General features: G+C 52.3%; 22 protein-coding genes. 14 read left to right on the forward strand and 8 right to left on the reverse strand.

All coding sequences use genetic code 11. The features are described 5' to 3' along the window. Positions 1-14: 14 nt before the first annotated feature. Positions 15-383, forward strand: coding sequence for a HesB/IscA family protein (locus EOV40_RS10155; RefSeq protein WP_128105873.1), 369 nt, complete (start codon positions 15-17; stop codon positions 381-383). Beyond that, the gene (locus tag EOV40_RS10160) at positions 380-1,165 is read left to right on the forward strand and encodes an exodeoxyribonuclease III (protein ID WP_128105874.1); all 786 of its coding nucleotides are present in this window, start codon (positions 380-382) and stop codon (positions 1,163-1,165) included. The genes EOV40_RS10155 and EOV40_RS10160 overlap by 4 nt, the downstream gene beginning before the upstream one ends. An 80-nt stretch (positions 1,166-1,245) precedes the next feature. Here the strand turns inward: EOV40_RS10160 and EOV40_RS10165 are convergent, their stop codons facing one another. From EOV40_RS10165 to EOV40_RS10180, 4 genes are all read right to left on the reverse strand, one after another. Continuing rightward, a complete protein-coding gene (locus EOV40_RS10165; RefSeq protein WP_128105875.1) occupies positions 1,246-2,052 on the reverse strand; it encodes an alpha/beta fold hydrolase in 807 nt (268 codons plus the stop codon). A gap of 126 nt (positions 2,053-2,178) precedes the next feature. Further along, entirely contained in the window at positions 2,179-3,324 is a 1,146-nt protein-coding gene (locus EOV40_RS10170) for a glycosyltransferase (protein ID WP_128105876.1), read from the reverse strand. A 15-nt stretch (positions 3,325-3,339) separates the two neighbouring features. Beyond that, entirely contained in the window at positions 3,340-4,377 is a 1,038-nt protein-coding gene (locus EOV40_RS10175) for an ELM1/GtrOC1 family putative glycosyltransferase (RefSeq protein WP_128105877.1), read from the reverse strand. Beyond that, complete coding sequence (locus EOV40_RS10180) at positions 4,370-5,695, reverse strand: lipopolysaccharide biosynthesis protein (protein ID WP_128105878.1); 1,326 nt, start codon at positions 5,693-5,695, stop codon at positions 4,370-4,372. Before EOV40_RS10180 ends, EOV40_RS10175 begins: the two co-directional genes overlap by 8 nt. A gap of 342 nt (positions 5,696-6,037) precedes the next feature. Here EOV40_RS10180 and pqqA point away from each other — a divergent pair, with 342 nt between their 5' ends. The 5 genes from pqqA (at position 6,038) to pqqE (ending at position 9,243) form a co-directional block, all read left to right on the forward strand. After that, positions 6,038-6,118, forward strand: a complete 81-nt coding sequence (gene pqqA, locus EOV40_RS10185) for a pyrroloquinoline quinone precursor peptide PqqA (protein ID WP_014457297.1) — start codon at positions 6,038-6,040, stop codon at positions 6,116-6,118. 88 nt (positions 6,119-6,206) lie between these two features. Then, complete coding sequence (pqqB, locus tag EOV40_RS10190) at positions 6,207-7,118, forward strand: pyrroloquinoline quinone biosynthesis protein PqqB (RefSeq protein ID WP_128105879.1); 912 nt, start codon at positions 6,207-6,209, stop codon at positions 7,116-7,118. After that, complete coding sequence (pqqC, locus tag EOV40_RS10195; RefSeq protein ID WP_050818443.1) at positions 7,115-7,855, forward strand: pyrroloquinoline-quinone synthase PqqC; 741 nt, start codon at positions 7,115-7,117, stop codon at positions 7,853-7,855. The genes pqqB and pqqC overlap by 4 nt, the downstream gene beginning before the upstream one ends. Positions 7,856-7,876: 21 nt before the next feature. After that, a complete protein-coding gene (gene pqqD, locus EOV40_RS10200) occupies positions 7,877-8,152 on the forward strand; it encodes a pyrroloquinoline quinone biosynthesis peptide chaperone PqqD (protein ID WP_128105880.1) in 276 nt (91 codons plus the stop codon). After that, a complete protein-coding gene (pqqE, locus tag EOV40_RS10205; RefSeq protein WP_128105881.1) occupies positions 8,149-9,243 on the forward strand; it encodes a pyrroloquinoline quinone biosynthesis protein PqqE in 1,095 nt (364 codons plus the stop codon). Before pqqD ends, pqqE begins: the two co-directional genes overlap by 4 nt. Before the next feature lie 69 nt (positions 9,244-9,312). On the opposite strand, the gene EOV40_RS10210 is transcribed toward pqqE, so the two are convergent. Continuing rightward, a complete protein-coding gene (locus EOV40_RS10210) occupies positions 9,313-10,326 on the reverse strand; it encodes a hypothetical protein (protein ID WP_050818446.1) in 1,014 nt (337 codons plus the stop codon). A gap of 138 nt (positions 10,327-10,464) precedes the next feature. Then, the gene (locus EOV40_RS10215) at positions 10,465-11,145 is read right to left on the reverse strand and encodes an ATP-dependent Clp protease proteolytic subunit (RefSeq protein ID WP_019087840.1); all 681 of its coding nucleotides are present in this window, start codon (positions 11,143-11,145) and stop codon (positions 10,465-10,467) included. Positions 11,146-11,191: 46 nt separating this feature from the next. Between EOV40_RS10215 and EOV40_RS10220 the strand changes: the two genes are divergently transcribed. The 5 genes from EOV40_RS10220 (at position 11,192) to recJ (ending at position 17,944) form a co-directional block, all read left to right on the forward strand. Then, positions 11,192-12,364: an OmpA family protein gene (locus tag EOV40_RS10220; protein ID WP_128105882.1), complete on the forward strand. Its 1,173-nt coding sequence runs from the start codon at positions 11,192-11,194 to the stop codon at positions 12,362-12,364. A 136-nt stretch (positions 12,365-12,500) separates the two neighbouring features. Beyond that, entirely contained in the window at positions 12,501-13,733 is a 1,233-nt protein-coding gene (locus EOV40_RS10225; protein WP_050820258.1) for an LL-diaminopimelate aminotransferase, read from the forward strand. After that, positions 13,730-15,043 carry a homoserine dehydrogenase gene (locus EOV40_RS10230; RefSeq protein ID WP_128105883.1) on the forward strand — a complete coding sequence of 438 codons (1,314 nt, stop codon included), beginning with the start codon at positions 13,730-13,732 and terminating at the stop codon, positions 15,041-15,043. The genes EOV40_RS10225 and EOV40_RS10230 overlap by 4 nt, the downstream gene beginning before the upstream one ends. 53 nt (positions 15,044-15,096) lie before the next feature. Beyond that, positions 15,097-16,095, forward strand: coding sequence for a class II fructose-bisphosphatase (gene glpX / locus EOV40_RS10235; RefSeq protein ID WP_087651774.1), 999 nt, complete (start codon positions 15,097-15,099; stop codon positions 16,093-16,095). Positions 16,096-16,111: 16 nt separating this feature from the next. Further along, positions 16,112-17,944 carry a single-stranded-DNA-specific exonuclease RecJ gene (recJ, locus tag EOV40_RS10240; RefSeq protein WP_128105884.1) on the forward strand — a complete coding sequence of 611 codons (1,833 nt, stop codon included), beginning with the start codon at positions 16,112-16,114 and terminating at the stop codon, positions 17,942-17,944. A gap of 86 nt (positions 17,945-18,030) precedes the next feature. On the opposite strand, the gene rpoH is transcribed toward recJ, so the two are convergent. Both rpoH and EOV40_RS10250 read right to left on the reverse strand, forming a co-directional pair. Then, positions 18,031-18,990, reverse strand: coding sequence for an RNA polymerase sigma factor RpoH (rpoH, locus tag EOV40_RS10245; protein WP_019087846.1), 960 nt, complete (start codon positions 18,988-18,990; stop codon positions 18,031-18,033). A gap of 249 nt (positions 18,991-19,239) precedes the next feature. Further along, on the reverse strand, positions 19,240-20,253 hold the full coding sequence (locus EOV40_RS10250) for an RluA family pseudouridine synthase (RefSeq protein ID WP_208729166.1): 1,014 nt from the start codon (positions 20,251-20,253) through the stop codon (positions 19,240-19,242). Between the two features lie 47 nt (positions 20,254-20,300). Here EOV40_RS10250 and EOV40_RS10255 point away from each other — a divergent pair, with 47 nt between their 5' ends. Together EOV40_RS10255 and EOV40_RS10260 are read left to right on the forward strand one after the other, a co-directional pair. Beyond that, positions 20,301-21,419: a FecCD family ABC transporter permease gene (locus EOV40_RS10255; RefSeq protein WP_167506872.1), complete on the forward strand. Its 1,119-nt coding sequence runs from the start codon at positions 20,301-20,303 to the stop codon at positions 21,417-21,419. Further along, the gene (locus tag EOV40_RS10260) at positions 21,416-22,228 is read left to right on the forward strand and encodes an ABC transporter ATP-binding protein (protein WP_128105886.1); all 813 of its coding nucleotides are present in this window, start codon (positions 21,416-21,418) and stop codon (positions 22,226-22,228) included. Before EOV40_RS10255 ends, EOV40_RS10260 begins: the two co-directional genes overlap by 4 nt.

A 22,228-nucleotide genomic window follows, 5' to 3' on the forward strand; every position in this document is an offset into this window, starting at 1 on the left:
CTATTTAAGAGAGTATGACACAGCCAACACCCTTTTCCGTTTCGGAATCTGCAGCAAACCGCATTGCCAGCGTGATTGACAAAAAGCAGGCAACTGCCACCCCAGAAAACCCTGCACCGGTTGCCATGCGGGTATCTGTAGAAGCCGGGGGATGTAACGGCTTTCAGTATCTCTTCACGCTTATTCCTGCGGCTGATATTGCTGCCGATGATACGCGCATAGAAAGAAACGGTGCGCTGGTGGTAGTAGACCCAGCCAGCATGGATTTACTGGCCGGTGCAGAGCTTGATTTTGCAGACAAGCTGATGGGCGCACATTTTGCGGTAAACAACCCCAATGCAGCGTCTTCCTGCGGCTGTGGCACAAGCTTTTCTGTGGCATGAAACTCGCGACCTGGAATGTAAACTCCGTCCGGCAACGTCTGGATCTGGTTCTGGATTGGCTGAAGCGCGAACAGCCAGACGTACTGATGATGCAGGAAATCAAGTGCGAGACAGATCAGTTCCCCAAAGCTGCGTTCGAAGATGCTGGTTATGGTTGCGCCGTAGTGGGGCAGAAATCCTACAATGGCGTTGCCACCCTTGTGCGCGGAGATTTTAGCGTAACAACAGACCACCTCCCCGGTTTTTCAGACCCGGCCGCGCGGTATGTAGAAGTGCGCACCCAAGATATGGTGCTAGGCAATCTCTATCTGCCCAATGGCAATTCGGGCGGAGAACAGGGCTACGCCACCAAGCTTGAGTTCCTAAACGCCCTCACAGCCCGCGCACGCCTTTTGCTGGCGGAAGAAACAGATTTTGCTTTGGCGGGTGACTACAATATCTGCCCTGCCCCCATAGATTGCGCCCCCGGAGCCCTTGGCCCAGAAGATGCGCTCGTACGCCCACAAAGCCGGGCTGCGTATCGTCGCCTGCTATGGTTGGGGCTAACAGATGCTTTGCGGGCATTACACCCAACAGGTGCAGCTTATACATTCTGGGATTATCAGGCCCGCACGTGGGAACGCGATTGCGGGCTGAGGATTGACCACATGCTGCTTTCCCCCCGCCTTGCCGAACGTCTGCAAAGCGCTGAGCCAGACAGAAATGAACGCGCAATGCCGCGCCCATCTGACCATGTGCCATTTATTGTAACGTTAAAAGATCCAGCAAAAACAAACGCTTAAGGATATAAAAACCCCGGCGCAATTCTTCATTGCGCCGGGGTTGCAATATGCGACTAAAAAGATCTTGGTTCTGTTCTGTTTTATTGTACAGAGAGGAAGTCCTTTAAAGCCGCATTAAACAATTCTGGTGCCTGCAAAAAGGCAAAATGGCTTGTATCTGGCTGCAGCATCAAAGAAGCATCGGGAATATGTGCGGCAAGATAATCCAGGTGTGAGCGGTTAATCATCTCATCCCTATCTCCATCCACAATCCATGCTGGGCAACGGATGGCAGCCATCTGATCTTCCGTAAACAGTGCATCACGCTGCCACTGCCAAAGGCTCCAAACGTCCTTATAAAAAGTTCCGAACTGGGCAGGCGTTGGGGAAAGACGTTTGTAATCCTGCTCTGCCCGCTTCATGAATGCATCTACCACCGGGTTATCACCACATTGCGTGTTCAAACCGGCCAAGGACATATGCGGGCCATATGCAAAAATACGTGCAATTTTATCTGGGTAAGTTGCTGCCAGAATAATGCTTTGCACGCCACCATCGCTCCAGCCAACAATGCTGGCTTTGGAAATTTCCAGATGCTCCATTAACCGTGCAACATCATGCGCCATCTGGTGATAACCAAGAGGTTTATCACCAAGCGTGCTACGCCCATGCCCCCTGCTATCAACAAGAATGACACGATGCGTTTGGGCCAGAAATGCCGCCTGCAAACCCCAATAATCTGAATTTGCCATACCACCATGCAGCATGATGACAGTATTTTCCCCCACACCACCTACTGCATAATATAATGAACACCCATTGATCTGAGCATGCTGCCCCTTGAAATTAGCCAAGGGAGCTGGCGTTGCTGGCAATGTTTGCCAACGCAGATGCTTACGATCAGACACGCATCTTCTCCTTAAATCACAATGTAACGGGACACATTTTCCGCCCATTTCACTTTAGTAATTTAGGAGCCCTTTTTGTTATAACAAACCATCCAGTATGGATCATACCAAATATGCAAAACTTTTTTAAACCTTCGGAGGGGGTGTTTGAAAATCTGCAGCTTTGCCTGCTTTTATGGCCTGTAGAATCAATTTCCACCTTTTGCATACCAAGCGTGGATGCAGTAAATGATAGTAAACGCTCTGCCTATTTTTAAAAATAATCTTTGATAAAAAATATAAAATGATATTCGCATCATAAATATATTTATTTTTTACAAAACCTCTCTCAATATAAACACGGTTGCGGATAGAAAAATAAGTACGAGAGAAATTTTCTTCTTCACGCAGCCAGTGTTGTAATGCAGAATCATGAACCTGCCATGATAGTTCCAGATCTTTCAGCACACTGTTCTGGCACGCCCAAATTTGCCCGCCATTTGCAGTAATTCGTAATGTAAAATCATAATCATCAAAATAAAGGAAAAGCCGTGTATCCGGCAGTCCTACTTTTTGAATCCAACTTTTATGAAACCAAAATCCACCATAAGCCGACATCTGCATTTGCAAACATTTCAGCCCATCTTTCTGCCAAATCTTTGCTTTCTGTTTCCGCAGCAAAGTCTGCATGGAAAAACCAAAAAATGAGTTTTTTGTAATGCCGTGCAACTTACAGGTTTTGAAAAGTTTTTTATATGTTGTTTTATCTTCTCTAAAGCTGCTGAGGCATATTTGTGTATTTGCTCCCATACCGTTCCATGCTTTGGCAAGCGCCGTAAGAGAAGCAGGCTCAGGCCTGTTATCATCATCCAGCACCCAGACATGCTGTGTATCTTCACGCGCTGCAGCAGCTTGAATAGCCGCATGAAAACCACCCGCAGACCCTGTGTTGGTTGGTAAGCGTACAATGGTAAGCTGACTGGCTCCGAATATTTCTGGCAAGCTGGCAATTTCTGCCGCCACACTTTTTTCTGTGCCATTATCTACAACAATGGCATGCCCAACTCCTGCGCCAAAAACACCTTCTAAAACCTGTTTTAGAAAATGGACACGGTTACCATACGTAACAATGGCTGCGCATGTTCCTTGCAGAATTGTCTGCTCATTCCATTCAAGATTATCGTGCATGCACATGTCTGCCCGTTGTGAAATGCCGTTATAAGTCGTCAGCCGAAACAAACTTCCCAATGGCAGAAACCATAAACGTGGCAAACACTGCCACGTCTCCAGCATATCTAATGCTGCTGCTTATCTGGCAATAAACAAAGGCAGTTTCATGATACTTGCATAACATTTTTGCATATCATCATCCCACCGCAATGCATTTGGCTGCCACTTCAACATCTGGGGGGAAAGCTCTGGCGTTACCAAACGGATATAATTCTGCTTGGCCAAAGCGGCGTGCCACTTACGAAAACATGTTCCGCTCCCCAGCCAACCACGCCGCACGAGCCCGTTGCGGATATTCTGCAGCCCCAGTCGATCTGCGCTGGCTTGCAAACGTGTCATGAAGCTGTGTTTGGGCCGTAATGGAAACAGCCATACAGGCACACCTGTGCGGCACGCATCTGCCAACATGGACGCACTGTCTCCGGTTACCACAAACCTGTTGGCTTCGTGCAAAAACTTCTGGAACGGGTTAACGCCTTTGCGGAATATATACATCTGCATTGGAATAGTTTTGCTAATATCTTCCAGCCATCCTTCAGCCTCAACAGGCGTTCTTGGGCTGGTCAGCACATGCAAAGGTTCCTGATTCACCCGTGCAAGTTCATGGCTGAAGCGTAGCAGTTTATACGTATCCTGCTTATCCAGAAAAAACTGCCGTGATGGTGCCCCGTATAAAACAACAGTGCCACCATGCCGCATATTGGGGTCTATTTGCGGGATGAATGTCTGGCTTTTATGCGCACCGTTTAAGGGAAACCTTAAGTGTAATACGTTGGGTGCTACCGGATAATCATCCTGCGGCAGAATGATTATCCGATCCAAATCCGCTGCAGGCACGTGGCTGGGACGCCCCAACTGCACAATGGCAGGCGTGTTTTTACAACGCCCACGCAATGCCAATGCAGCTTGCACTGCGTTACCAAAAGACAGAATCAACCGAAGGTTTTGGGTATCCGGAATCTGCTCAGGCAGGCTGAAATCTGACTGAAGCGAAATAATCCGGCACGGTAACCCAAGCATATCTGCCAAGGCCTTGCACTGCGCCATTTCCCCAACACGGTGGGTATCCAGTATCCATACCTCAGATGTATCAGAAACTGGAGTTGCCTTAGCCATTACCTCTTCCAAAATCCTGCTTTCGGCTCATCAACATGTACGGCACCAAACGGGTCAGGAAGATCACCAACTCACCTATCAGCGTTGCCAGTCCAGCCCCCGTCATCTCCAATCCTGAAGTTAGGAAATACAGCAAGGGCAGTGTCACACACATTGTAAACAACCGGCCCAGCAAAATCTGATGGGCGCGGTTGAGAGAAACCAGCAAGGGCTCCAGCGGCACATCCCACAAATCCAGAATGGCAGTTAATGTCATCAACAGCAAAAGTGTGCGGGTTCCAGACCACGGTACAGTCAGCAGCACATGCAACAACCAAGGCCCCAGCACAAACACAATAGCCAGCACCGCCGCCGAAAACACGCCGAGCACTTGCAGAATACGATGCGTGACCTGCCGAATGGAGGTCCAGTCTCGCTTATCTTTCAGAGCCACCAGTTCTGGATACAAGGCTGGTGTCATCATCTGGGCCGGGCGGGCCAGACCATCAGAAATCTGCCATGTCACGTTGTAAATGGCAGCACTTTGCGGCCCAAGAACAGCACCTACAATCATAACCGTTAAGCGTGAAGAAAGCCGCGCAAGTGCCTGATTGATGCTGACAGAAAAAATAAAGCGCCAGATACCCTTGATAGGGCTTACCCAAGGCACACCGAATATACGGAAGTTCTGCAAACTATCAGAGCGCAAAAGCAGATACGCGCCCATTCCGTAATTGATAAAGAATGATGCTGCTGTTGAAAGATACCAGATCATCAAAAAGCTGGTGAAAGACCAATGCCAGAACAGTCCGGCAAGGCTGCCTACCAAACGGATCAGCCCGCTTCCACTATCTGCCAGCACAGAAAGTTCATATCGGTCCAAAAGCCGCATCACGCCCATGGCGCCGCCTGTGTTCATGAACAAAATAACAGTCATGTACCAAAACGGCGTGGCAGAAGAGGCATCTCCCCAACCCAAAAGATTCCCGAACCATTCACACAGCAACAGAGCAAGCCCCATACCGGCCACGGCCCCTATGCCATCCAGCAACATGCAATGGCGTAAGAGCATCTGGAACGGATGCCTATCTCCATTACGGTACAAACTGCTGCCGTATTGCAGCAAAGGTTGCCAGGACTGAAACCGCAACCCAGCCGAACAGGAGAGAACAAAGGAATTGATAAGCAGCAGAACACCGTAATCCTGCAAACCCAACGCACGTGCAGAAACAGCTGTGGTTATAAGAGACAGAACGGCGCAAAACCCGCGCCCCCCCAGAATATACCCGGTATTGCGAAAGACACGGACAAACAGCGCCTTAACCTGACTACTCATCATGCGTGTGTCTTACCCCAACCGCGTATCTGGTCACTCATCTGTTTCCTCCCCGGCATAGTTCCCCGCTGGGCTGGGGCCTTGCTTGTGTGGGCTGCTTTAGAAGACTCCGCCCGCCAAGACAAATCTTGCACAGATTTTGTGTGGTTGCGGTGTACAGCCCCTCTTTTATTCACAGTTGCGTGAAAATAGGCCCTCTACCCGCCTGTTTGGAGGGTAAAACACTTGCGTGATAGCTATTTTTCATCACACTGCAAGGCGCAAAAGCGGCTTTTTCCTGCGGATCTTTATCTCAAGAACCTGTAGGAAACGGCCCTGTTTCAACTCGATCAAGGAGACAGGCTCATGGCTTGGACCGCACCAAAAGTAACCGAAATTCCGTTGGGCGCTGAAATCAACAGCTACGTTTGCGGCCAGAAGAAATAAGTCAGGGTTATACCCAGCTTAGCCGCCAGCCATTACCGGTGTGAACGCCGGTTTTGCACTGGCGGCTTTTTTATTTAGATGTGTTGTTATGCTTGAGATTGTTGTTCTTGGTGCAGGTGCAGGTGGCGGTTTTCCGCAATGGAATTCTAACGCTCCTGCTTGCCGCCGCGCCCGTGCGGGAGACCCCGCAGCCCCTTCCCGCACTCAGGCCTCGATTGCTGTAAGCGGAGATGGCCAGCACTGGTATGTGCTCAATGCCTCGCCCGATCTGCGTACCCAGATCAATCAGACACCGGATATGTTCCCGCGTGAGGGGCTACGCTCCACCCCCATTTCTGGCGTTGTGCTTACAAGTGGGGAAATTGATGCCATTACGGGCCTGCTAACCCTGCGGGAACGGCAACATTTTGATCTGTATGCCACACAACCAGTGCTCGACCAGCTCAACGCAAACCCTATTTTTAATGCGTTGGACCGCACGCTTGTGCCACGCCATGCCATGCAGCCAGAACACCCTATTTCTTTAGCGCCTGCCGGGTTTAGCATCACGCCGTTTATTGTGCCGGGCAAAGTGCCCCTTTACGCAGAAAAGGCCGAGAACCCCGCTGAAATCATGAGCAATGGGGAAAATATCGGGCTGGAAATAACGGATGGCCACGCCCGCGCCCTGTTTATCCCCGGATGCGCGATGATGACGGATGCCCTACGCAACCGCATAAACGGCGCAGATGTTGTGTTCTTTGATGGCACGTTGTGGACGGATGATGAAATGATCCGTGCCGGACTGGGCAGCAAAACCGGCCACCGCATGGGCCACATGTCCATTGCAGATGAACCTGATGGCACCATTGCTGCCTTCCGCTCCTTGCATGTGAAACGTAAAATTCTCATCCACATCAACAATTCCAACCCTATTCTGCTGACCGATTCACCAGAACGCCGTGCCGTAGAGCAAGCCGGATGGGATGTTGCATTTGATGGAATGAAAGTCTCGCTATGACCAACCAACTGCTCACCCCGGATGAACTGGAAAAAGCGCTGCGTGCCATAGGCGCAGAACGCTACCATAACCTGCACCCTTTCCATCGTGCGCTGCATGACGGCAAACTGAATAAAGGGCAGGTTCAGGCATGGGCGCTGAACAGATATTACTATCAGGCCAGCATTCCCGCTAAAGATGCCTCTCTCCTTGCGCGCCTTCCCACCGCTGAACTGCGGCGTGAATGGCGGCGACGGCTGGAAGACCATGATGGCACAGAACCAGGTTCTGGCGGTGTAGCCCGCTGGCTGAAACTAACCGATGGCCTTGGGCTGGACCGTGCCTATGTAGAGTCACTCGAAGGATTGCTGCCCGGCACACGGTTTGCTGTAGAGGCCTATGTGCATTTTGTGCGTGAACGGTCTGTGCTGGAAGCCATTGCATCTTCCCTAACAGAACTGTTTTCCCCCACCATTATCAGCGAACGTGTTTCGGGCATGTTGCAGAACTATGCCTTCATTACCGAAGAAACACTGGCTTACTTTAAGCCACGCCTCACACAGGCCCCGCAGGATTCCGCTTTTGCTCTGGCTTATGTAAAGGAGCATGCCCGCACGGTTGAGCAACAGCAAAGCGTGCTCAATGCGCTGAAGTTTAAATGTGGGGTGTTGTGGTCCATGCTGGATGCGTTGGATTACGCTTATGTCACACCCGCCCGTATTCCACCGGGTGCTTTCCGCCCAGAAGCTGCGGTATGAACCAAGTGGCTGATGCTTCCAATGATTTCTGAAAACAGTATCCTCCGCTTTGCGCGGGGCACACGCTTGCAACATGACCGCGTGCGGGATGTATGGTTCATTCAAGCGCCTGAACGCGCCTTTCATGCAGACCCTATTGCAGTTGAAGTGCTGCAACTTATAGATGGCACCCGCAATGTGGGGGATATACTGGATCTGCTCTGCCAGAAATTTTCAGCCCCACGGGAGATTATTGCGCGGGATGTGCTGACCCTTCTACAGGATCTGGCTACCAAACAGGTTTTGCAAGCCATATGAGTGCGCCGCCGCCTCCCATGAGCTTGCTTGCAGAGCTCACGCACCGCTGCCCTCTGCAATGTCCGTATTGTTCCAACCCCTTGCAACTGGAACCACGCACACAGGAACTTGGCACGCAGGACTGGAAACGTGTGCTGGATGAAGCTGCTGCAATGGGCGTATTGCAGGTTCACTTTTCTGGAGGTGAGCCTATGGCGCGGCCAGATCTGCCCGAACTTGTAGCTCACGCAGCTAAAGCAGGATTATACAGCAATCTGATCACCTCCGGTGTGCTGCTCAACGCCCAAAACCTGCAAGAACTGGCTGATGCCGGGTTAGACCATATCCAGCTTTCCTTTCAGGACGCCGAAGCTGAAAGCGCAGACCGTATTGCCCATATGAAAGGGGCTCACGCCAAAAAACTTGAAGCCGCACAGCTTATTAAAGCCGAAGGCCTACCGCTTACTCTTAACTTTGTAATCCATCGGCAAAACTGCGAACGTGTGCCTGCCATGCTGGCCTTGGCGGAACAACTTGGGGCCAGACGCGTAGAAATTGCGCATACGCAGTATTACGGCTGGGGGCTGCTCAACCGTAATGCGTTATTACCAAGCCACGCTCAGGTAGAAGAAACAGAAAAGGTGGTTGCAGAAGCACGCACCCGCCTTGCGGGCCGCATGAGCATAGATTTTGTAACACCAGATTATTATGCAGACAGGCCCAAACCCTGCATGGGCGGGTGGGGCCAGCGCTTTCTAAACGTTTCCCCCGCAGGCAAAGTGCTGCCATGCCATGCGGCAGAAAGTATTCCGGGCGTTCAGATACCTTCTGTTACAGAAGAATCTCTCGCTCATATTTGGGAAAATGCGCCCCTATTCCGCTTATTCCGTGGCACAGATTGGATGCCCGAACCATGCCAGTCCTGTGCATTCAAGGAAGACGATTGGGGCGGATGCCGTTGCCAAGCCTTGGCACTAGCTGGAGATGCTACGGCAACTGACCCAGTATGCCACCGTGCCCCGGATCATGACCTTATTACCCAAGCCATAACTGAGCGGCCAGAAGCCCCACCGCCTTTCCATTACAGGCGCTATGGCAACGCCAAAGTGTAAGGCGGGTAAAAAATCACCCAACCAGCCCAGATAAAATAGTCTTGCTGGTTGGGATAACTTCAAAACAGATTATGCTGCTGTTTTACGATTTGCCTTGAAAACACCACTTGCAAATTCCCAGCACCGCCCAACGTCACGGATAACACGTGCAATGGCTGGCGTGGTTGTAGGACGCAGCAAACGTGGATCATAGCCAGAGAAGCGACGATCATCCTCATCCAGACAAAGCTGCATGAAATCAGGCAGGTTGATCTGAATGTTAGTTACTTCCTTGGTGCCAGTTACCGTAAAGTTGTTATCCTGCGTATGCACATGGCCTTCATCATCCACCGTGCGCACCAAAGACAAGCGCTCGTAACCGAGAAAAGCCCAAACAGCCAGAACCTTCAGCTCAAAGTAAGGCCGCCGCCACCACGGCATAACAGCCCGGTTCCATGCCAACCAGTTGGCAAACAGCAGGATATGGCGGCATTCCTCCTGCATAATGGGCTCAAATGTATCTGTTAGTTCAGGTGGAAAATAGCCAGAACGCTTGGCCAGTTCAAACATGCCAAAAGCAAAAAAGCTGTCCGCACATTCGGAAAAACCCGTCACCAGATACGCCCATTCAACATCCTTGGGCTCAATGTAGGGCGGTTCCGGTGCCATAGGGATGTCATAGGCTGCCACCATTTTGGACAGCACTTCCTTATGCCGGTTTTCCTCCCACGCATTGCGGGAGATGGCATCCTTCATATCCGGGTCTGTCACCAGATTGGCATAAGCCGCCATGCGCAGGCGGGCCTTGCCCTCTGTCTGCACAGCGATATCCCAGATAGGCAAGGAAGTTACGCGCTTGAGCGTTTCTGGATCCAGCTTAGGCCAGTTGATGACAGATGGCCTGTAGGGATTAAACGTTTCACGGAACATTTGCGCCAAGGCGTGTTTATGCGCCTCAGACCCCGGTTTAAGCGGCCCTTTTAGAGGGCTTACCCAATGGCGGGCACGATAATCAGCTTCTTCCACAGCTGCCTCATTGGGCGGCGGGGGCAGATCATCCATGCTTTCAGGCAGATGAGAATAGATATCGCTCAGAGAACCCATGTGAGGAACCTGTTTTCTAGGGATCTCGCCTGATACGACACCCAACCGTTTGGGCAGACATTCTGGCAGATCCAGTAACGCAAACGCGCCTGCCTCGCACAGCCCAAAGATGGGAATGCGAAGCAGGCGCGATGTGTATTAGTGCAGATCAGACAGCTTTGAAATGATCTTAGTCACTAAGCCGTAATCAATCGCTTCCTTGGCGGACATCCAGTAATTGCGGTCCGTATCTTTTGCGACTTTTTCATAGCTATGGCCGGTTTCCTTGGCGAAAATCCGGTTCAGCCGTTCACGCATCTTGATAATTTCACGCGCTTCAATGTCAATATCCGTTGCAGGGCCACGTACGCCACCCATCGGCTGGTGCAGCAAAAATCGCGTATTCGGCAGACAGAATCGGCGATCTTTGTGCCCGGCGGCAAAAATCAGCGCACCAGCAGATGCCACCCAGCCTGTTCCGATCATGTTGATTGGAGCAATCGAATCGACAAAGCGGATCATGTCATGGATTGTGTCACCACTTTCCACATGCCCACCGGGAGAGTTAACGTAAACATCAATCGGCTGGTCAGATTCACCAGCCAGCGCCAAAAGGCGGCCCGTTACATCACGGGCGATTTTGTCATCAATCCCGCCAAAAATCAGCACTTTCCGCTGCTTGAACAACTTGTGTTCCAGTTCGCCATGCGGGGCGCCGGCTGTTTTTTCTTCTGCCTTCTCCGGGGTTGCCGGAGTTTCCGGTTCGTCATCCATCTTGATGGCGTTACGGGGGAAAATGCCCGTCATTGCTTTCTCCGCATGTTCTGTATCTGTGTACATTCCCTTATCCTGCGCTGCCTAAGCCTGCCTGCCAAGGGGCAATCATGTGCTGTCTCGCCAGCCGGGGCGGAAAAGGGTAAGGTGCGCTCCGTCTTACTGTCTGGTTTCCATTAGTCGGAGTATCCGCGCTGCCATGCCGCAACCCTGCTTAGAACACAAGCGGACACTCCGCAGCGCCATAGGTTTAAAATCTGCTGTACGGCTTGGAATGCTCATGGCCTCTGGAGCACTGCTGCTTGGCGGGTGCAGCCCCCATAAAGATGCGATTGATGGAACGCTATCATGGATGCAGCATATGCGCGGTGGGGTTATTGCCTCCCAACGCCCACCGCCGCCGGGTATTTATGACCCCTACCCGCATGTTGGCCTCACGCCTACACAAGCGCCAGAAATGCCCTCGCCCCAAGACCGTGCGCTTGTAACCCAGGAACTTATTCGTGAGCGCAATCTGGCCTATCGGACAGTGGCCGCCAATGGCAGCCTTATTCCCGATATTCCGCCCCCGCCTTCTGCCGCAGCGCAGCCTCCTACAAAAAGTGCTACGCCCGCAGCTGGCTCATCCACGCAGCCAAATGGCGCTGCTCAGAATGCGTCTCAACAAGCCAGTCTGCCGGAGGGCGTAAGCGGCGCCATTATGGATGCAGCAGATTCCTCGCCAGACCAAAGCGCACAAAGCTCCGCCTCCCAAACCGGCAAAGCGTCTTCCAAAGATAGCCATGCCAGTAAGAAGCAAGACGAAACCGCAGAAACCGAGCCTGAAGTTGGTATGCCAGAAGTGCGCCCCAAAGCCGCACAAACAGAAATACCAGCTTCTGACATCCCGCAGATTCCCGATGCGCCCCCCACAGCACCATCATTCCCGGGTTTTGATGTACCCTCTGATGCGCACGTGCCGGATACCATCAAACCAAACTATGATCTGGTTGATGTAAAAGGCACTTCGTTCCATTTTGTGCCGCAGTCAGATGTGCTTTCCAGTGGGCAGGAAAATATTCTCAGCAAGCTCAAAGCTGATCATCCCAATGGGCCATTCTTTATTCGTGGGTTTGGCAATGCCTTATCCCTTAGCGCGCAGGATCAATCTGATGCCGTAAAACTGGGGCTTTTGCGGGCGCAACGTCTGGCAACGGAACTGGCAAAGCTTGGTGTGCCTTCCGCCAGCATTCATGTGCGCGGTGATGCCTTTGGCACAGGTGCCAAAGTAGCTACCAGCCCCTAAAACCTACCGAAAAAACGCCATTCCCACATTTTAGGCAGAGTGAGGAGTTGCCTGTTCTGTTCTGACGATTACTATGCTTCTTCCCACAAACCTGCGGGGGTTCCTTACCCCCGGTTCTTTAGAGCATCAAAAGCCCATGACCGAAGAGTTCCATCGTATCCGCCGCCTGCCGCCTTATGTATTTGCCTCGGTAAACCAGGCCAAGGCAGCAGCCCGCGCGCGGGGCGAGGATATTATTGACCTCGGCATGGGCAACCCGGACACTCCCACCCCGCAGCATATTGTCAACAAACTGCTAGAAACGGTGCAGGACCCACGCACCCACCGTTATTCCGTCAGCCGCGGCATTCCGGGGCTGCGCAAGGCTGTTGCCGGGTATTATGAACGCCGCTTCCATGTGGGGTTAGACCCGGACAAGGAAGTGATTGTCACACTGGGTTCCAAGGAAGGGCTGGCCAATCTGGCCTCTGCCATCACCAGCCCGGGGGACACCATTCTGGTGCCCAATCCTTCCTACCCCATTCACCAGTTTGGCTTTATTATCGCCGGAGCTTCCATCCGCTCCATTCCGGCCACGCCTGATGAGAACATGCTGCGTGCGTTGGAACGGGCTGTGCGCCATTCTGTGCCCAAACCCACGGCATTGATTGTCAACTTCCCGTCCAATCCAACTGCATATCTGGCTGATCTGGATTTTTATAAAGAACTGGTTGCCTTCTGCCGGAAGGAAGAAATCTGGATTCTATCTGATCTGGCATATGCTGAAATCTACTTTGGCGATCTTGTGCCACCTTCCATTCTGGCTGTGCCGGGTGCGAAAGATATCGCCGTAGAATTCACATCTCTTTCCAAAACCTATTCCATGGCAGGGTGGCGCGTTGGCTTTGCCGCAGGCAATGAACGCCTGATTGCCGCCCTTACCCGCATTAAATCTTATCTGGACTACGGTGCCTTCACGCCTATTCAGGTGGCTGCTGTAACGGCCCTTAATGGCCCGCAGGATTGTGTTGCTGATTTGCGCGCTCTTTATAAAGATCGGCGCGATGTGCTGATCCGCGGCTTGCATGCGGCAGGATGGGATGTTCCTTCCCCAGAAGGTTCCATGTTTGCTTGGGCACCTATTCCTGAACCATTCCGTGAAATGGGCAGTGTTGCCTTTTCCAAACTTCTTCTTGAAGAAGCTGGCGTGGCTGTAGCCCCCGGCCTTGGCTTTGGTGAATATGGTGATGACCATGTTCGCATCGGGCTGGTTGAAAATACCCAGCGCCTGCGTCAGGCCCTGCGTTCCATTCGTGGGTTCCTATCTGCGCATGGTATCTCGCCGTCTTCCTCTTCCTCTCCTAAAAAGCCGGAGCCTGTTGCACCGTGACATCCTGTTCCAATTCCTCTCCTCTTCGTCTTGGTATTGCCGGTCTGGGCACGGTTGGTGCTGGCGTTATTCGCCTGCTGCGTATGAATGCAGATCTGCTAAGTGCACGCGCAGGCCGCAAACTGGAAGTGGTAGCCGTAAGCGCCCGAGACCGCTCGCGTGACCGCGGTATAGATGTTTCCACTCTGCGTTGGCATGAAAACCCGCTGGATCTGGTTTCTGACCCCGATGTGGATGTTGTTGTAGAATTGATTGGCGGAAGCGAAGGTCCGGCCCGTGCGCTGGTAGAAAAAGCGCTATCTGCAGGCAAACCTGTTGTAACCGCCAACAAAGCGCTTCTTGCTGTGCATGGCTCCGCCCTTGCCCAGCTTAGTGCAGACAACAACGCACCGCTGCTGTTTGAAGCCGCCGTAGCTGGTGGCATTCCTGCCATTAAAACAGTGCGCGAAGGTCTGGCCGCAGACAAACTGCTACATGTTGGCGGCATTCTGAACGGTACATGCAACTATATCCTTACGGTAATGCGTGAAACGGGTAAGGATTTCGATCTGGTGCTGAAAGATGCGCAGGATCTCGGATATGCAGAAGCTGATCCTTCCACCGATATTGATGGCATTGATGCCGCACATAAGCTGACAATTCTGGCTGGCTTGGCTTTTGGCCGCCCTGTAGCCTTTGATTCCGTGCAGGTAGAAGGCATTCGCCAGATTGGCGCCATTGACTTTGCTTTTGCGCGCACCCTTGGCTATCGCATCAAACTTCTGGGCCTTGCCCGCCTGACAGATGCCGGACTTCAAGCGCGTGTTGCCCCTTGCCTGCTGCCCCACAATGCACCTATTGCGCAGGTGGATGGTGTATTTAACGCCGTTGTGGCTGAAGGCGAATTTGTGGGCCGTATCATGCTGGAAGGCCGCGGCGCCGGTGCTGGCCCAACAGCCTGTGCTGTAACAGCAGATCTGGTTGATATTGCTCGTGGCCACACCATTCCGGTCTGGGGTGTGCAAGCCAGTTCAGAACCGGCGTTGCGCGCTTGCCCGGCTGGCACTGGCGCCGGTGCTTTCTATCTGCGCTTGATGGTAGAAGACCGCCCCGGCGTTATTGCAGATATTACAGCAGTCTTGCGAGATTGCGGTGTTTCCTTGCGCAGCATGCTCCAGCATCCTGCGGAAAATGAAACAACTCCGTACGTTCCGCTTGTTCTGGTTACGCATCAGACATCAGAATCCGCCATGCAGGAAGCTATCACCAAAATAGATGCCTTGAGCGTGGTGACGGACAGCCCTGTGATGATTCGGATCGAAACAGCCTGATTCTAGCCACCTTTTCCGGTATCATAGACTTTTAAGCAAGGATCCTGTTTCTGATGTCTGATTCCATAGGCCCCTCTCCTTTTGTTGTTTCTGACCGCAATCTCGCGCTTGAACTGGTGCGTGTAACGGAAGCCGCTGCTCTGGCTTCTGCCCGATGGACGGGCCGCGGACGCAAGAACGATGCTGATGGCGCAGCTGTAGAAGCTATGCGCACGGCATTTGATACCGTCGCCATTGATGGCATGGTGGTAATTGGTGAGGGGGAAATGGATGAAGCCCCCATGCTTTATATTGGTGAAAAAGTTGGCTCTGGCGGCCCCGGCATGGATATTGCCGTGGACCCGCTGGAAGGCACCAACCTTTGCGCCAAAGATATGCCAAACGCCATTACCGTGGTGGCATTGGCTGAGCGTGGCAACTTCCTGCATGCGCCAGACATTTATATGGACAAGATTGTGGTCGGCCCCAATCTGCCTGATGGTGTTGTTGATCTGGATAACTCCATTGAAACCAACCTGAAAAATCTGGCTAAAGCCAAAGGCAAGAGCGTTCAGGATCTTCTGCTCTGCACGCTAGACCGTGAACGGCATGAAGAAATGATCACCCGCGCCCGCGCTGCGGGTGCGCGGGTGCGCCTGCTGACAGATGGCGATGTGGCTGGCGGCATTGCTGCCTGTCTTGATACCAGCCAGGTTGATATCTACGTAGGTTCTGGTGGTGCACCTGAAGGTGTGCTGACTGCTGCTGCCATCCGTTGCGTAGAAGGACAGATGCAGGGTCGCCTGCTGTTTGAAGATGATGGGCAGCGCGAACGTGCCCGCAAAATGAACCCCGGAAAAGACCCAGACCGTAAACTGGGGCTGCATGATCTGGCTGCTGGATCTGTGCTGTTTTCTGCCACCGGTGTTACCACTGGCACATTGCTGCGTGGCGTTCGGCAGCTGCCGCATCAGGCTATTACGCATTCTCTGGTCATGCGTTCCAAATCTGGCACGGTGCGCTTTATTGAAGGCCACCATAACTTCAAAACCAAAACATGGGCTCCGCAATAAGCAGCTCTGAATTTTGATGCAAAGCAGCACCTTGCAACTTTCTGAACCCACTGAAGAAACTTCCACTCCTGCTGTATTGGGGGTGGAAGCCAGCTTTATTGGGCGGCGTTGGGTTTGGCGGGCCGGAGCAGAAGACCCTGCTCTGATGCGTCTGGGTGCTGCTTTGGCACAACAACTGGGCATTCCAGAAATTGTTGGCCGTCTGTTGGCCATGCGTCAGATCACACCAGATCAGGCTCCGCATTTTCTGGAGCCTAAGCTACGGGCACTTATGCCTGATCCTTCCAGTCTCACGGATATGGATAAAGCTGCCAACCGCATGGCAAAAGCTGTCCAGAACCGTGAAGTAATTGGTATTTTTGGTGATTATGACGTGGATGGTGCCTGCGCTTCCGCCATTCTCGCCTCATTTTTTGAAGAACTCGGCTGCACCGTTCATACCCATATCCCGGATAGAATGACCGAAGGATATGGCCCTAACGTAGCCGCACTGGATAATTTAGTAGCACAAGGCGCTTCCATACTGATTTGCGTGGATTGCGGCACTGCTTCTGCAGATATTCTGTCTCAAGTGACAGACAAAGCCGATGTGATTGTACTGGACCACCACAAATCGGAAGATGCCCTCCCCCCAATTCTGGCAACAGTTAACCCTAACCGGCCTGACTGTTCCTCTGGCTTGCATCATATTTGCGCGGCAGCCCTCGCCTTTCTTGCCGCTGTTGCAACCACGCGAGACCTAAGACGTGCAGAGTGGTTTACAGCAGACCAACCTCCGCCCGATCTGATGCGTCAGCTTGATCTGGTTGCCTTGGCAACGGTTTGTGATGTTATGCCCCTGCATGGGCTTAACCGCGCCTTTGTAACGCAAGGGCTAAAAATTATGGCCCGCCGCCAGCGTACTGGCCTGAATGCCCTTATGGAAATTGCTGGCGTTACCAAAGCCCCGGATGCTTTTTCCTGCGGCTTTGCATTGGGACCGCGCATCAATGCCGGTGGCCGTATTGCAGAAGCAGCTTTAGGCCTGCGCCTGCTCCGTTGCCCGGATAGTTTTGAAGCACGCCAGATGGCCGAACGTCTGGATGCCGTAAACCGCCGCAGACAAGGTGTTGAGGCCGATATTCTGGACCGCGCCATGCAACAGGCAGAAGCCCAGAAAGAAGCGGGGCATGCTGTTATTTTGCTGGCCGGAAAAGATTGGCACCCCGGTGTTGTCGGTATTGTAGCGGGGCGTATTAAGGAGCGGTTCAATCGGCCTGCCCTTGTTGGGGCTGAACAGGAAGATGGCATCATTAAAGGTTCTGGCCGTTCTGTTCCCGGTTTAGATCTTGGCACCGTAATTATTGCGGCACGCCAAGCAGGAATGTTGAAAACCGGCGGCGGCCACGCCATGGCCGCAGGTTTTTCGCTTACAGCAGATAAACTGGAAGAATTTCATACTTTTCTGGATACTCGGTTGGCGCAAGCAGCCACGCTTCCAGAAAAAGTGCCTCTTACCGTAGATGCGGTGGTAGCTATTTCTGGCGCCACAGCGGAATTGGCGCAGGATATGGGAGCCCTTGCCCCATTTGGGGCCGGAAACCCGGAACCTCTGTTAGCCATACCACGTGTAACAGTCATACGGGCAGACCGCATTGGCCGAGATGGCAACACACTGCGTCTGCTTCTAAAGGGTGAAAATAATGGCCGGTTGAAAGCGCTACTGTTCCGGGCGCATGAAAACCCTTTAGCGGCCAAGCTGGAAGATACAACACGCCCTGCCCTACATCTTGCCGGGTATCTGCGGGCAGAAAGTTGGAATGGCAGAACAGACGCTACATTCTTTATTCAGGATGCTGCGGCTGCCTGATAACAAGCCTGCCCTTACGTAACAAATCAAAGCGTATAGACGCTTCCTGCCTGCATGATCTGCAAGTAGGAAACGCCTGAACCCTCTTACGTATTCTGGGCCGTTTCTTCGCGCCGGGCCTGAACTTCCTTTTTCATGGCCGCCTGCACTTTTTCAAAGGCACGCACTTCAATCTGGCGCACTCGCTCGCGCGAGATACCATATTCGTGCGCCAATTCTTCCAAGGTGGAAGGATCATCCTTCAACCGGCGTTCCGTGAAAATCCGGCGTTCGCGCTCATTAAGGTTTTCCATGGCGGAAGAAAGTAGTGCCTTCCGGCCTGAAAGCTCCTCATTCTCAGCGTAAACATCTTCCTGATTGGTATGATCATCAACCAGTCGGTCTTGCCATTCACTATCCTGATCGGCCCGCATGGGCGCATTCAGGCTATGATCTGGCGCAGCCATGCGGCGGTTCATATCCACCACATCCTGTTCAGATACACCCAGTGTCGTGGCAATCTTGTTCACCTGCTCTGGTTTCAGATCACCATCATCAATGGCCTGCATCTGCCCTTTCAGGCGGCGCAGATTGAAGAACAGCTTTTTCTGAGCCGCAGTTGTGCCCATTTTCACCAAAGACCAGCTATGCAGGATGTATTCCTGAATAGCCGCACGAATCCACCACATGGCATATGTGGCCAAGCGGAACCCTTTTTCAGGGTCAAACCGCTTTACGGCCTGCATCATGCCAATGTTGCCTTCGCTGATCAGTTCATTAATCGGCAGGCCATAACCACGGTAACCCATGGCAATTTTTGCAACCAGACGCAGATGGGAGGTAACGAGCTGATGCGCTGCCTTAACGTCTCCCTTATCGCGCCACAAGCGTGAAAGGCTGAGTTCCTCTTCTGGTGTAAGGAGAGGATATTTGCGGATTTCCTGAAGGTACCTTGAAAGATTGTTTTCAGGCCCAACATTGATAACGGAAGATACCATGTGTTGACTACTCCCCTGAACTGGAAACTCCCTTGAATGCTTTAGGTTCCCGTAACGCCCGCAAAACATTCATAAAAAGAGGCAAGATCCAGTCATGCGATGGACAGATGTCTTAATCCTCAATCCCTCTGTCCTCCGTATGAGCGACAAACTGAAAAGAGGCTCTCCCACCAGTTCGGCTACGGTTTCCAAGGCCTAGTGGGTGCAACAGGGTGCGCTGGAAAAAGCACATGTGTCAAGAATTCTAAGATGCATGGCAGAAGACAGCCAGATTTCTGGACCTGCGCAGTCCTGTTTATTGTTTCCGAATCGAAAAACCTATTCCTGATCTACTTTGAGGCTGCGTTCCAACACCTGCATATCTTCAGGCATAGGGGTTTCGAACAGTAGTTTTTCACCCGTTCTGGGGTGTGTAAAACCCAACCGCGCTGCATGTAGGGCCTGACGCGGAAAATCCAGCGCAGCCGCACGGGCAGCAGATGGCAGAACACGAGAAGCTGCGGGAATCCGACGCAAATACAGTGGGTCACCTATCAAAGGGTGCCCATTCGCAGAAAAATGCACACGAATCTGGTGGGTGCGTCCTGTTGCCAGCTTGCAAGCCACAAGGGCCGCTCCTGTGCCAAAAGCCTGCAACGTGCGATAATGCGTTAGCGCCCATTTCCCACCTTTGGGCGTGAGCGCCATACGTTTACGATCGCGCTTATCGCGCCCGATAGCGCCTTCAAAATCTCCTTCTGCCGGATTAGGCAGCCCCCAGCAAAAAGCCAGATAGGCACGGTCTATCCGGCGTGCCGCAAAATCTTCTGACAAGGCCTGATGCGCCATTTCTGTTTTGGCAGCGACCATCACGCCAGAAGTATCTTTATCGAGCCGATGCACGATACCGGGGCGGCGTTCCCCACCAATGCCTTTCAGACTTTCCCCACAATGCGCAATCAGACCATTTACAAGGGTGCCTGTTTCATTCCCCGGCGCGGGGTGAACAACCAGACCGGCCGGTTTATCCAGCACAATCAGATCATCATCTTCATACAAAACAGTGAAAGCAATATCCTCACCCTGCGGCACTGCGGGAGCAGCGGGCGGAATGGTAAGTACCACTTCCATACCAGCACGGGCTATGGCTGCGGGTTCCCTTATACATATGCCATCACACGCCAAATGCCCTTCTTCAATCAGGCTTTTGATGCGTGAGCGTGAAAGCGTTTCCATTGTGGCAGCCAGAAAACGGTCAATCCGTTCTCCTGCCTGCTCTGGTGTTACTGTAAAGGAGATGGATGTTTCCTTTACAGGCAAAGATGGATCATAACCATTTTGCATTATAACCATCTGTGCCAACACCCACCCGTTTTTCAAGTTTCATGCAGAAGGAAAAGATGAAAACGCACAAAGCCTTTTCCACTGCATACCGTCAAGCTCAGGATACCATGTCGGACTACAAGGATACGCTGCCAGATATTGTTGCTGTGCAAACTACATATCGGGCAAGCATCTACAAACGGCTGTTTATCCTTGTTTGTCTGGCCGTTGGCGTTGTGCTCTCACTTGGTGCCAATTTTCTGATTGGGCCCGCTCATCTCTCCCCACGCCTGTTTTTGCAGACACTGTTTCATTCAGCTTCTGTGCCGCAGCAAACTGCCATTATTGTGTGGCAGATTCGTATGCCTTATGCCCTGATGGCTGCCTGTATAGGTGGCGCTCTTGGCCTGGCCGGCGCAGAAATGCAGACAGTTCTGGCCAACCCATTGGCTAGCCCGTTTACATTGGGCGTTTCTGCTGCCGGAGCTTTTGGGGCTTCTTTGGCTATTGTTTTGCAGTGGCACATTGCTGGCGTGCCCGATAACTGGCTGGTAGCAGGATGTGCCTTTGTGTTTTCCGTATCCTCTGTTTTTGCATTGGATATACTGACACGCCTCCGGCAGGCGGATACCAGCACGGTTATTCTGTGTGGTGTTGCGCTTGTTTTTTCGTTTCAGTCGCTTGTTGCTCTCATGCAATTTGTTGCCAGTGAAGATACGCTGCAAGATCTGGTATTCTGGACGCTTGGCAGCCTAAGCCGTGCCACATGGGCTACTCTGGCTTTATTGTCTGGAAGTCTGGCTCTTATCTTTCCGCTTTCTCTACGCTCTGCTGGTGAGCTAACCCTTTTAAGCATGGGTGAAGAACGCGCGGCCAGCCTTGGGGTGGATGTCCCTCGGCTTCGGCGGGCGGCCCTCTTACGTATCAGTTTTTTATGCGCTCTTTCCGTAGCGTTTGTAGGTGTTATTGGATTTGTAGGGTTAGTAGCCCCACACATCGCACGCCGGTTGGTGGGAGAAGATCACCACTTCAGCCTACCTGGCAGCTTACTGACTGGCGCACTTATTCTATCTGTTTCTTCTTTGGTCGCACGCATTCTGGTGCCGGGCATTGTTGTGCCTCTTGGCATTATTACGTCACTGGTGGGCATTCCATTCTTTCTGGCCATCATTCTTAAACAGCGGCCAATGGTATGATGGCAGATAAACCTTTTTCAGGCCTGATAGCGCAAAATCTTACCGTCCATTACGGACGTCATACGGTGCTGGATGATCTGACAACACCTTGCTTTCCACATGGACGTATCTGCGCCCTGCTCGGGCCAAATGGTAGCGGCAAATCTACCTTACTGCGCGCCATGAGCGGCCTCTTGCCAGCTAAGGGTTGTGTCACACTAGATGGTCTTCAACTTGGCAGCCTGCGCTTGCCTGAACGCTCCCAACACTGCCTGTATCTCCCGCAAGCACTTCCCGCGCCCGTCAACATTACTGCGCTGGAAGCCATGCTGGCTGCAAAACGTGTTACGCTTGGCAGACAAGGACAAAGTTTTGCGGATGCTCCGCATGAGGCAGATATTCAGGCTTCATTGGATCTTCTGAAGCAATTTAATATTGCCCATTTGGCGTTGCGCAAATTGAACGAACTTTCTGGAGGCCAACGCCAGCTTATTGGTCTGGCACAGGCACTTGGCCGCCAACCGCACGCCCTGTTGCTGGATGAGCCACTTAGTGCTCTGGATCTGCATTATCAGTATGCCGTTACAAAACTGCTCACGCAGATCACCCGCACAAATAACCTTGTCACGTTGATGGTGCTGCATGACCTGAACATCGCATTAAACTTGTGCGATCTGGTATGTGTGCTGCATCAAGGCCAAATTATTGCCTCTGGCCCTCCGGCGGAAGTTTTAACTCCAGCACTGCTCCGCACCGTGTACCGCGTAGAGGCACGCATTGAAACGACAGCCGATAACCACCGATTTATCGTGATTACCGACTGTATATAA

Origin of the sequence: Acetobacter oryzoeni (genome assembly GCF_004014775.2) — a bacterium.
Classification (GTDB): domain Bacteria; phylum Pseudomonadota; class Alphaproteobacteria; order Acetobacterales; family Acetobacteraceae; genus Acetobacter; species Acetobacter oryzoeni.